At 41.9% G+C, this 13,194-nt stretch carries 7 protein-coding genes; 2 read left to right on the plus strand and 5 right to left on the minus strand.

What is annotated here, in order from left to right; genetic code table 11:
• A partial coding sequence (locus FC093_RS20295; RefSeq protein WP_137260670.1) for an NYN domain-containing protein occupies positions 1-183 on the minus strand: 183 nt, incomplete at its 3' end.
• A gap of 284 nt (positions 184-467) precedes the next feature.
• On the opposite strand from FC093_RS20295, the gene FC093_RS20300 reads away from it, so the two are divergent.
• Both FC093_RS20300 and FC093_RS20305 read left to right on the plus strand, forming a co-directional pair.
• The gene (locus FC093_RS20300; protein ID WP_137263648.1) at positions 468-2,096 is read left to right on the plus strand and encodes a Na+/H+ antiporter; all 1,629 of its coding nucleotides are present in this window, start codon (positions 468-470) and stop codon (positions 2,094-2,096) included.
• Positions 2,097-2,581: 485 nt separating this feature from the next.
• On the plus strand, positions 2,582-4,948 hold the full coding sequence (locus FC093_RS20305) for a glycoside hydrolase family 127 protein (protein WP_206106641.1): 2,367 nt from the start codon (positions 2,582-2,584) through the stop codon (positions 4,946-4,948).
• A gap of 229 nt (positions 4,949-5,177) precedes the next feature.
• On the opposite strand, the gene FC093_RS20310 is transcribed toward FC093_RS20305, so the two are convergent.
• From FC093_RS20310 to FC093_RS20325, 4 genes are all read right to left on the minus strand, one after another.
• Positions 5,178-6,326: a PepSY-associated TM helix domain-containing protein gene (locus FC093_RS20310; RefSeq protein WP_137263649.1), complete on the minus strand. Its 1,149-nt coding sequence runs from the start codon at positions 6,324-6,326 to the stop codon at positions 5,178-5,180.
• A gap of 121 nt (positions 6,327-6,447) precedes the next feature.
• On the minus strand, positions 6,448-8,919 hold the full coding sequence (locus tag FC093_RS20315; protein WP_240743385.1) for a TonB-dependent receptor: 2,472 nt from the start codon (positions 8,917-8,919) through the stop codon (positions 6,448-6,450).
• A 161-nt stretch (positions 8,920-9,080) separates the two neighbouring features.
• Positions 9,081-10,481: an aminopeptidase P family protein gene (locus FC093_RS20320; protein WP_240743386.1), complete on the minus strand. Its 1,401-nt coding sequence runs from the start codon at positions 10,479-10,481 to the stop codon at positions 9,081-9,083.
• Between the two features lie 26 nt (positions 10,482-10,507).
• Complete coding sequence (locus FC093_RS20325) at positions 10,508-13,075, minus strand: alpha-L-arabinofuranosidase C-terminal domain-containing protein (protein WP_170971167.1); 2,568 nt, start codon at positions 13,073-13,075, stop codon at positions 10,508-10,510.
• Positions 13,076-13,194: the final 119 nt, after the last annotated feature.

The following is a 13,194-nucleotide window of genomic DNA, read 5'->3' on the forward strand; positions in this document are numbered from 1 at the left end:
GATAGCCAGTTCATTCAGGCTGCTTTTCCAGTTGTTCATGCGTGGAGTGGTCCAGTCGCCATACACTCTTCGTATGGTTACCTTGCCATATTTGGAAGCTTCTGCCAGTACCAGCGAAAGTAATTTAGCCGAAGCATTATCGCCATCAATCAATAAAGCAATCTTATGCGTTCTTGTATCCATTCAATAACTTATAAGCACTAAAGTTACCTCAATTAATATTAGACTCCTGAAATTGGAAGAATGAAAATCATTGGTCAGGCTAAATCTATTTTAGCCGTTACAGCCTCATTCCGAAGATAATACACCATCGGACAGGGCAGCAAATCAGCGGGTTGTCCCACACGCCAAAATAGGAAGTAAAACTGCCTCCAAGTTTATTTATCTCCCCGTTGCTTTCATCCTAACTTTGATCTTCTATACCTTTATCTATTACGTTTAAACAGATCTAACCGAAACACCGCTCTATGGAAAATGTGTATATCGAATACATCTATCTTATATTAATTATCCTTGGTTTGGTAATGCTGGCACAGCGGCTAAAAGTGTCGTATCCCATTGTGCTGGTGCTGGGTGGACTTGTCCTTAGTTTTACCGATGGCTTTTCCTCTATTACCATTAATCCGGGTATGATTTTCTTCATTTTCCTTCCGCCCCTGTTATATGAGGCAGCCTGGCAAACTTCGTGGAAAGAGTTTTGGCGATGGCGCCGCGTAATTACCAGCTTTGCTTTTCCTATTGTGATTGTTACTTCCTTTGTTGTAGCACTTATTTCACAGGCGTTCATTCCCGGGTTTACCCTGGCACTTGGTTTTTTATTGGGTGGCATTATCTCTCCGCCCGATGCTATTTCAGCTACTTCCATTATGCGAAGCGTAAAAGCGCCCAAATCGCTGGTAAGCATTGTGGAAGGCGAGAGTTTGATGAATGATGCATCCAGCCTTATTGTATTCCGGTTTGCGCTAATAGCTATTACAACAGGACAATTTGTTTTTCAGGAAGCTGTCGCCAATTTTTTCGTAGTCATTATTATGGGTATTGCGGTTGGGCTTGCTGTAGCGTTTGGATTTTACAATATCCATCGCCGGCTGCCAACAACACCCAGTATAGATATTGTGCTAAGCTTTGTAACACCTTATTGCATGTATTATTTTGCAGAGCGGTTTCATTTTTCGGGCGTATTGGCAGTAGTAAGCGGTGGACTTTTTCTTTCTATCCGGCGGGAAAAGATGCTCAGCCATCTGAGCCGTGTACAAAGTACAAATGTGTGGTCAACAGTAGGTTTTGTGCTGAATGGTCTTATTTTCCTGTTAATAGGGCTGCAATTGCCCGGTATTGTTAAGCAATTGGGAGGCCTTAGTTTAAGCACAGCTATCGGGTATGGGCTGCTTATTTCCGGTGTGCTTATTGTTACCCGGCTGTTATGTACGTTTGGAGCGGTACTGTTCACCCGGTTCATGAGTCATTTTATTACAGTTGCCGATCGCAATCCTGGCTGGAAGGCCCCGATCTTGTTTGGCTGGGCGGGCATGAGAGGCGTTGTTTCTCTGGCTGCTGCACTCTCTATCCCTGTTTATATTGATAACGATCAGACCGTGCTTTTTCCGCAGCGCAATCTTATACTTTTTATTACATTTATCGTCATCCTCGTTACGCTGGTTTTTCAGGGATTGACTTTACCCTGGTTAATCAGAAAGCTAAAAATGGAAGACCGGTTTAGCCCCATATCACCAGAGAAGCAGGAGATGATTATTCAGAAAAAGATAGCCCACCAATCACTGCTCTTTCTTGAAGAACGGTACAAAGAGGAAGTAATGACGAATGAACATGTAGGCAATCTTAAGGCAAGGTTGAGCAGCAGCCTGTCGTATTTTACCAGCAGTTTTGAAAATGAGCCTGCCTATGATGATAGTAACCCAATGAAGCGATATCAGCACATATCATTGGAGATGCTGGATAAGCAGCGGGAACTCCTGCACCAAATGAACCATCGATCAGAGTTTGATGAAGAGATCATAAGAAAGCATCTTTCGCTGCTGGACCTGGAAGAGACGAAGTTGCGGGAGAAGCTGCCCCAAGATGCGCATGTGAAATAATCTTGTTTATGCACAAACCGCGTGTATTTCAATAGCCAGTATTTCGCCTGCCATTCTTATGTTTAATCCTGTATTATTTATTGCTATCCGGCATAAATAATGGTGTAAAATCCATTGATGAAGCAAAAAACAGGTTTCGACTGGCATACTTAAACATATATAAGTGTAAATCTGACAATTAATTTTGCGTTACTCTTTAATCTATTTTTTCAGCATTTTATTGCAAGCAGCCAGTAGGACACCTTTTTATCTGCTCTTTCAGCTAATCTTCTAAAAGCTGCAATACTTAACTATACAAATTGCAACTTTTAATAAGTACAAAGCATGGAATAAAAGATAAATGCCGTTCTTTAGTTGCAACAGACAACTTATGGGTAAAACAGGTTAAAATACGTTTATGTGATATAGCGTTTTTTGTATCTCTTTACAAGCGCGGTTTTTATCGATTAAATTAACTTCTTTCTACATTGAACAGGATCTGAAATATGAAACTACTATCATTTTTATTTTTGACGGGCTGTTGTGCCATGCAATTCACGGGCTATTCGCAATCGTACCTGCCCGAAAAAAACAATGCTAAAATGAAGGTGAAGCCTGCCATTGGGCTACAAGCGTATGCCTTCAACTTGAAAGATGTACAACTGCTGGATGGCAGTCCCTTTAAAAAAGCAATGGATGCTGATGCAGGTTATATGCTGGCATTGCAACCTGACAGGCTGCTCAACCGTTTTTATAAAAATGCTGCATTGCCACCTAAAGACAGCGCTTATGGCGGCTGGGAAAGCGAAGGATTATCTGGTCACACACTGGGACATTACCTTTCTGCCTGCGCTATGATGTATGCCTCCACCGGCAACAAAGCGTTTAAAGACCGAGTAGATTATATTGTAGGTGAATTAGCCAAATGCCAGGCTGCCCGCAAAACAGGTTATGTAGGGGCTATCCCCAACGAAGATTCGCTTTGGTACAAAGTACAGCATGGCATTATAAAGTCGGGTGGCTTTGATTTAAATGGTGCCTGGAGTCCCTGGTACACCGTGCACAAAGTAATGGCAGGACTGGTAGATGCTTACCTGTATTGCGATAATAGTGAAGCATTAACCGTAGTAAAAAAAATGGCGGACTGGACCGGCGATATTGTTAATCCTTTAACTGATGAACAACGCCAAAAAATGCTGAAATGTGAATATGGCGGCATGAATGATGTGCTGGCAAATATCTACAGCATTACCGACGATAAAAAGTATCTGGATTTATCTTATAAATTTTACGACGACTTTGTAATGCAGCCACTTGCCGAAGGAAAAGAAGATCCGCTGGCAGGCAAGCATTCCAACACCAATATTCCCAAACTCATTGGCAGTGCAAGGCAATATGAACTGACATCCAACAAAAGTGATGCAACCATTGCCTCCAGAGGCTGGAATATTTTGGTAAACGATCACACGTATGTAAATGGTGGCAATGGTAATTATGAATATTTGGGCGCACCTGATAAACTGAACGATGCTTTAAGCGACAACACTACCGAAAGTTGCTGCGCATACAATATGCTGAAGCTGACTGGGCACCTCTTTAGCTGGCAGCCCAACAGCAATCTCGCTGATTATTACGAGCGGGCATTGTATAATGATATTTTGGCTTCTCAAAACCCCAACACTGCCATGATGCTCTATTTTGAGCCGCTGCGCATGGGTGGTAAAAAAGATTTTAGTGATTCCTTCAATACCTTCACCTGTTGCGTAGGCAGCGGTATGGAAAACCACTCCAAATACACCGAAGATATTTACTTTGAAGGGGCCGATGGTAGTTTGTATGTAAACCTTTTTATTCCTTCTAAATTAAACTGGAAAGACAAAAAAGCAACTATTACACAACAAACGGCTTATCCTGAAAGCGGCACTACCACTCTAACAATAAACACCACTTCACCTGCTACTTTTGCTATAAAAATACGCCAGCCCTGGTGGGCAACAAAAGGCGCAACTGTAAAAGTAAATGGCAAGGATATCAATGTGCAAAAAGATGCGGAAGGCTATCTTGTTGTCAGCCGCAAATGGAGTAACAACAATAAGATAGAAGTCAATTTTCCCATGAGTTTATATAGTGAGCGCATGCCTGATAACAAAGACCGTGTAGCACTGCTGTATGGACCTTTGGTATTGGCTGGCAACCTGGGCGATACGATGCCCGATCCTATCTATGGCACGCCCGTATTGCTTACTGATAACCGCAATGTAAACGACTGGGCAGTGCAGGATAATACGCAACCCTTAGTATTTCACATGCAAGGCGTGGGTAAACCTTTTGATGTAAGCCTCTCTCCTTTTTATAAAAACCTCCATAATTATTACAGTGTGTATTGGGACTTTTTTACTAATGCAGACTGGAACGCGCGCCAGGCAGAATATGAAGCAGAAAAGAAACGGCAGAAAGAGATAGACGAACAAACCATTGATGTAATGCGCTTAGGACAAATGCAGCCTGAGCGCGACCACAACCTGCAATCCAGCGAGCAGTCGTATGCAAGCGACGCATTTGGCAGAACAGGCAGGGAAGCACGTAATAATGGGTTCTTTTCTTTTGATATGAAAGTAGTGCCTAACCAGCCCACCGCTCTGCTCTGCACCTATATTGGCGACGATAAAAACAGAATGTTTATTATACTGGTAGATGGGGTAAAAATTGCTTCTGTAGAACTGAAAGGTAGCACACCGGGCAAGTTCTTTGATGAGGAATATCCTATACCTGCGGAACTGATAAAGGATAAAGATAAAATAGTAGTGCGCGTGCAGGCTACGAATGGTAAAACTGCTGGTAGAATGTTTGGATGTAGAACAATTAGAAAATAGATTAAAGTTGCTATTCTTAAAATTATGATTCACACTAAACCGCTACCAGGTTGAGGAATTCATGAGTCATTATTAGTCTATTGATAAAAGCACCGGATTTTTAAAGCTTTGTTATCACAGTCCTAACCAGGTGGCGCCGTCAACCTGATAGCAGTTTGGTATCATTCAATATAACCTAAACAGGAATGTTTTTAGAAGTAGTTTTAATAAAGTCACGGTTTAAGCTTTACTATAAACTATAATCCACTTCATTATTTGCCAACACAGTTCGTTTGCGTTTTTTCTTAATGCGGTTCAGCCACATAATAGTACCGGTTACCGGAAAGCTGCAACCGAATACACATACAACAAAAGCAATAATTTTAGAGGGCGTACCCCATATACTACCGGTATGCACGGGCTTAAAAGTGGAGCGAACCCTTGAACCGAGACTTCTTTCGTTATAGGACAGTTTGCCTAATATAGTTGCATTATATTGATCAACATAAACCGCATCGGAAGCGCTTTCGTGTATGGCATTATTTGATACGGAAGATACAACAACCGCTCCGGTGGAATCTTTTGGCAAACTGATATTGTATGAAACCGCCTGAGGATAAACCGTTTTTGCAGCAGCCAGTGCTTTATCCAAAGAAACGGTCTTTGCGTCTTTATCATAAACCGATTTTGGTGGCGCTGGCGGCTGTAGCGGCGAATTAGTTACCTGGTAAATGCCCTTATTAAACCACTCAAACGACCATGCCAAACCGGTAAAAGCAAGTATGAAAAGGATAATAGCACTGTAAAAGCCAAGTACAATATGCAGATCGTGGTTGAAGCGCTTCCAACCGGCATTGCTTTTTATTTTTAACCGCTGCACCAGTATTTTTTGTGTTTTGGGCCACCATAATATAATGCCGGTAATAAGTATAAAAAGAAAGATAAGCGTGGCGATGCCTACAATATATTTTCCAACGCCATCTGAACTGCCCAGCAACCAGCGATGCAGCGCAAATACCTGGTAAAAAAATGTTTCCCGGTAGCTATACACATCCAAAACTTCACCGGTATATGGATTCATAAAAACCGTAACATTCTGGCGGGGATCGCCTTTCGCTTCTCCCTTCATACTCACACTCACTTCTGTCGAACGGGTTTTATCCGCATATAATTTTAAACTACTAATTTTACTTTCGGGAAAGTTTTGGTTAACATTCGTTGTTAATTGCTCCAGCGACAATGGCTGTTCTACCGGCGCTACATAATACCGGTTCTTATTCAGCGCCATTTGTATATCTTTTTCAAAAACAAGTATGGCGCCGGTGAGGCAGCAGGTAAATATTACCAATCCCGCGGCAAGGCTTAAGTAAAGATGAATCCGTCGGAAGAATATTTTCATGTAATCAGATTATTCGGAATGATGAAACTAAAGAGGTACAGAGACACAGCAGGCACGGGTTAACACAATATATTTCTGTCAACCTCGCGCCTCCTGTGTCTCTGTTAGTTCAACAATTCAATTAAAATTTATAAGAAACCATTGCAACAAACTGGCGCGGCGGAATAGGATTGATGCTGTAATTTTCGTGCACATAATAATTAAGCGTATTGGTTACGTTGGAAACCTTAGCCAATAAAGCAATGTTTTTGAAGGAATAGCCTGCGGTAATATCCACTGTTGTGTAACCTTTCACCGCAATCAGGCGGGAAGCAGTTGGCTCGCTGGGGTCCAGCACCTTCTTATTATTCCATCCGCCAAAACGGTCGCCAATATAAAATGCAGCCGCACCAATTTTAAATCCTTTCAACCCTGTATTTTGAAATGTATAAAAAATACTGGCATTCGCAGTATGCGCCGGATTATTCACCAGCCGTTCGCCTTCCACATAATTACCATCTGCATCGGGCGTTTTGGTGTAGCGCATATAGTTATAGCTATAACCTGCCATAACGGAAAGTCCGTTTACCGGCTGCCCGGCAATATCTACTTCCACCCCATCGCTGGTGGTTTCACCGGCAAGCATTTTTAAGTTGGGATCACTATTAGGCGTTCCATCAGCTTTAAACTCGGCAATCTGCGCCAGGTTATTGTTTTTAATACGATACAGCGTAACGTTGGCAGAAAGATTTCCATTGAAGAAGTCATTTTTTACACCTATTTCATACTGGTCTATAATAGAGGGCGTTAAAGAATTACCATAAATATCGCTGCCGCTGTTGGTTTGGAATGAATTAGAATAGCTTGCGAACACCGAAGTCGTGGTAAGCGGCTTATATACCAAACCGAAGCGTGGAGAAAAAGCCTGGTCGCTTTTTGCATTGCCCTTGGTTTGTTTGTTGGTTAAAAGGTCGGTGGAATCTATTCCCAAAGTTTGTACATACGACCAGCGTACACCTGCCAGCACATTAAATTTAGGCGAGATTTTTACCAGATCCTGCACATACGCCCCAAAACGGTTTACAGGCGCTTCCCTTTTTCTTATTCTGTCTGCATCGGGAATATCGGTGCGTTGCACATATTTACCCGGTTCAAGAATATTAATTTTATCATAGCTTTTAGCAGGTAATCCGGCTACCTCTGCAAAATTAAAATCATAATTACCAATAATATCCCTGTCGGCATCGGCACCGGTTAATAATGTATGTTGCAGCTTGCCTGTTTTGAACTGACCGATGAAATTCACCTGAGTGGCATAATAATCTTCTTTGGTATCTATTCTGCCCAAAGGTCTAACCCACTCACCATCGGCATCAGCCTGAATTCTTTCGGTAGAAAAATAATCGCGGCTGTACCGCTGATACGATATTGCAGCTTCCATCCGCCAATTATCGCTGAATAAATGTTTCAAAGATGCAGTACCCGTAGCTTGCTGTGTGTGGCTATAAGACCAGGCTGTACCCATAAAACGGGAACGTGGTACATGGGGTATCAGCGTATCATCCAGTGAGCCGATGCCAAAATCGGGTGTAAAATCGTGCTTCAGATAATCGCCTTCTACCAACAACTCGGTGCGTTTGCCCAGTTTAAATAATAAAGACGGATTTACATAGTAACGCTCCGAATGAATTACATCGCGATAACTATCGGCCGATTCAAAAGTACCGTTGATGCGATAAGCAATGGCTGAACTGGCAGGACCATACACATCAAAAGAAGGTTTATACAAATCGTAGCTGCCTGCCTGCATCGCTACTTCGCCACCAAATTTGAATTTAGGTTGTTTCGTTACCATGTTCACGATACCTCCCGGCGCTACTTGTCCGTATAAAATGGCGGCGCTGCCTTTTAATACTTCCACTTTCTCCAACCCGCTTACTTCGGGCATTACACCCGAGTTAACACGAAAACCGTTTTTAAACATATTGGTACTGGAAAAACCATATCCGCGGGCAGCAAAACTTTCCTGTACGGCGCCACGGGTGCTGGTTACATATACGCCATTGACGTTTTTAATAATGTCGCCCATGCGCAGTGCCTGCTGGTCGCGAATAACACCCTGACCAATAACGCTAAAGCTTTGAGGCAAGTCTTTAGCGGCGACCGGTATTTTACCAATTTCGGTTATCTTTTCATTCTGGCTTTTCCGGGCAGTTACAATCACATCAGATAGTTTTTTGATATCTTCCGTTAATGTAAGATTTGCTAACGTAGGATCATCAACTTGTACAGTAACAGGCTTTTGCTGCATTTGCAACCCAATCATGGATACTTCCAATATATAATTGCCTGGCCTTACATTTTTCAAAATAAAATGCCCATTTACATCGGTTAAGGTGGCTTTACTGGTACCTTGTAAAATGACCGTTACATCTGCAGCCGGTTGATTATCAGCCGTGCGAACATATCCTTCTACACTTCCTGATGGCGCTTCGGGAGTAGTAGTTTCTAGTTTATTTACAAATTGCTGTTGATTATTATTTACCCCTTGTTGTTGCGCATAAGCAGCGATAAAAGTTCCTGAAAAAAAGACTAATGCTAAAAGTTTCTTCACCTGTTCTGATTTTGGGTGCAAAATCATTGAAAAACAGGTGAATTATATGCCGCTTTGGGAAAAACAGTTTACGCAAGCGGGAAAAATGAGTCCGGATCAGGCTTTTCTTCAACAAAGAAATACCTATTTTGAAAAATATTAAAACATTATCTATTCATATTTTATCCCCTCAAGGCTTCTATTTCATCTGCTGTTTTTACAAGATGCTTACCCAGCTTTTTACTGCCGTTTGGTGTAATTAAAAAATTATCTTCTATACGAATACCACCAAAGTGGCGATAATTTTCCAGTTCATTATAATTAATAAAATTACTCAGCCTGTTTTCAGTTTGCCAGCGATCAATTAATTCAGGAATGAAATAAATACCGGGCTCAACAGTTAATACAAAACCCGCTTTCAATTCCTTGCCTAAACGCAAGGACTTCCAGCCAAATTCTGCACTCTTTTTTAAGGTATCGGTATAGCCAACATACTGCTCACCCAGGTCTTCCATATCGTGTACATCCAGTCCCATCATGTGCCCTAATCCACACTGGAAAAATAACGTATGCGCACCGGCGGCTACCGCTTCTATAGCATCACCTTTCACCAGGTTAATCGCTTTCAAACCTTCCATTAGTTTAATACAAGCCTGCGTATGCACTTCTTTAAAAGGAATGCCGGGCTGCAGCAAGCCTATCGCGTGGTTCAACGCATTCAATACGATATTGTACACTTCTTTTTGCTTTGAATTAAATGCTTTACCAACAGGAAACGTGCGTGTTAAATCACCTGCATAATGCATACTATTTTCTGCACCGGCATCCATCAGAATCATCTGCCCTTCTTCTATTTTATTACCATGATAATGATTGTGCAAAGTTTGACCATTAATGGTAAGAATGGTTGGATAGGAAAGCCTGCCGTTTGCTGCCAGTGCCACTTCTTCCACTTTAGCAGCTACCTCATATTCCATCATGCCGGGCTTTGCATATTGCATGGCGGTAAGGTGCATATCAGCGCTGATAGAAACGGCTTCTTCCATTACTGCTATTTCTTCCGGTGCTTTAATTTCTCTTTGTGAAATAATTGCTTTAATCAGGGGCAAGGATACTTCCTGCTGTAAAGCTGCAAATGGAATTTGCAGCCATTCAGTTAGTTTTATCTTGTTTTCAGGACGATAAGGGGGAAGAAAATGAATGACTTGTCCTTTACTTTTTGCGGATGCTAATGTACTCTCTAACTGCATATAAGGACGAGTGCTCTCGACACCAACTAAGGAAGCTAAATCCTGCAAAGAAGGCAATGGCCCGGTCCAGATAATATCATCCATACTGGGCTTTCTGCCAAAGAGTATTTCGTCATTATTATCTACATTAATGATAGCTGCCAGCCCAGGCATATCCAGTCCAAAGTAATATAAGAATGTACTGTCTTGTCTGAAAGGATAACAATTATCTGCATAGTTCATGCTGCTGTCTTCATTGCCTAACAGCAGTATCAATCCGTTATCTATATTTTCTTTGAGTTCCTTTCTACGGTTGATATATACTTCTTTATCAAACAGGTTATAGTTCATCATAGCAAGAACAAAGTTGCATAATAATTTTATTGCTTACCTGTTGGCACACGTATAACGTTGATGGAGTAAGGCTCTAATGTAAGGGATAAATGATTGTTATTCGCTGAAAGAGTTGTACTTACCGGCACGTACTGCATTGGATGTTCAAAAGAATTTTCAGCAGTTAAAGTACGTGCAGATAAGGTTATCAAATTAGCCTTTAGCGATGTTGCCACTGCATGTTGCAAATCAATATCTACCGGTACTTCATTGCCATAAGCATTTACAACTTTTACAATTATATCACCGTTGGCGTTGTCTTTTCCTGCAATTGCAAACAGTTTATCCGGCTCGGTGTAAGTCATTAATAATTTGCTATCCAGATAACATTTTACTGTATCTATTCCAACTTCCAACGCGATATCGTACCAGCGGTTGGCAACAATGGTATCGGGCAAATCAACGGCGGAAGAAATATTACTTACATCATATCCATTGCTTACTTTTTCGAACACCCCAATTTTATTTATCCATGCACCAATATGAGCGCGATAAAACGTGTTGCTGTCCTTTACTGCAAACGGAATTATAAAAGCGTTATAACCTTCTAATTTCTTCCCTTTCAGCTTCAATGTATAAGTATCAAAGCTTTTATCTTTCAGCATGGCAAATTGTTGTGCACCTGCTGCTGTTTGCGCCAATGCACTGTCCTTTACGCCCCATGTACCACGAAGTAAAGCCCAATTACTTATATCATTAATGAAATCGCTTTTATAAACTGTTTTGCCGTTTCGTATCACTTCAATGTCTTTGTAGGCCGTTTTTGTATCCCAGGTTGCCAAACCAATGCCACCGCTGAATGCAGGTTTTTTAACAGCAGGTTGCGTTATTTCAACATCGGTTGCTACATTCACATCCGCCCTGTTTTCACTCAGCATTTTAATGGCATAATAAGAAATGCGGGCAAAGCTGTTAGCGTTATCGAAGTTGATTAAATTTACCGGCCAGTCCACATCATTTGTATCCACTAATAACGGGGCGTAGCTGCTCATCTTTACCAGGTCTCCATTCTTTTCCATACTCATAATGTACACCGCATCACTTAAGGAAGCTTCCATATTACCGGCGCCTACACCTGCATTGGTAGCGTATTCGCCCACGTATAAATCCCAGTTGCCACGCTTGTATTTGTCAAAATGATCAAAGTGCGTCATTGCCCAACCTGCCGCTTTGTAAGCATGTTCATCAGCATAATCCACATGTTTCATCCCCTTTAATGTGTATTCATTCACATCGCCAATGCCCATACTGGCAATCGTTTCTAAGTGCGGATATTTTGACTTAATAGCATCATAGAAAACATTGTACCGTTCTGCATATCGCGGACCAACCTGCTCGTTACCTATCTCTACATACTTTAACGGAAAAGGCTTTGGATGCCCTGCGGCTGCACGTACTTTACCCCACTTGCTGGTAACTGGTCCAATAGCATACTCAATAGCATCCAATGCACTTTGAATATAAGGTTGCAAACTATCGTCCGGCGCGAAAGTGCCGCTGCGAAAATCGCACGATACACCGGCGTTAAATACATACAGCGCAGCCGCGCCAATATCTTCGCAATACTGTAAATATTCGTGGTAGCCAAAACCGTTGCTTGTCCAATAACCCCAGGGGCTGTAAGTGCCGGTACGCTGCTCTACCGGGCCAATGGTTTGCTTCCAATCCGGCGCACTTTGTATAGTGATGCCTTCTACAAAACAGCCACCCGGCCAGCGTATAAAAGCGGGTTTTAAATCGGCAATGTATTGCGCTAAATCCTGCCGTAAACCATTGGGACGGTTCTTAAATGTCTTGGATGGAAACAATGAAACATGATCCAGCCACACCGTACCGGGTGCATTAAAAAGGAGTACAAATGTTGCCTTTTTATCACCTTTGTTTGCTTTTAAGGTGGCACTGTATCTTTTCCAATTTGTATTATTTGCCGATGTAAAAGTATGAGAGGCTAAAGTACTCCCGTCTTCACTTTGCAGCATCGCGGTTATACTGCCATTGTATTCATTACTTCGTACATAAAAATTCAGTTTATAGCTATCTCCGGCAACTACATTAATTCCCCAAAAACCTTCATTAATAATGGATGCTGTATTGTTGTTATCTGCATTGGAAATATCCACTTGTAGCGAATGCGGCGTTGCATTATTTAAGGGATTGATAGCTGTACGTGAAACCTGCAAAGCCGCACTGCCGGCCGCTTTATAACTCCATGCCGGATAATCACTTTTTATTGGCCACTCCATTTTCCAGTCGCTCACTCCGTTGTTGGGCATAGAAAAATGGGGTGTTCGCGGTGGCACAATAAACCCATCGGTTAGCGTCATTCCTGGTGGAATATTGGCTTCTTCAAAACCCCTGTTTTGTATCAGTTCTGCATACAAGCCACCTTCGCCTCCATGGCTGATTTCTTCAAAAAACACTCCATGCAAAGTGGGCGAAACAGGATTGCCCGGTTTGCTGGCATCAATAGTTATGGTTGCTTTTTGCTGCGCAAAAAGAGAAGAAGTAGTAACCAATAAAAGTCCTGCAAAAAGAGGTTGTATGATGCTTTTCAAGTTCATCGTTTTAATAAAACTATTACGGTGATGAGAAGCTGATTAAATTAAAATAATGCATTAAAACCACGAACCAGCCTGTAGGCAGACAGGGACGCGAAGATGTAAAGAAATACTTA

This window comes from Ilyomonas limi, assembly GCF_005233845.1.
GTDB lineage: Bacteria > Bacteroidota > Bacteroidia > Chitinophagales > Chitinophagaceae > Ilyomonas > Ilyomonas limi.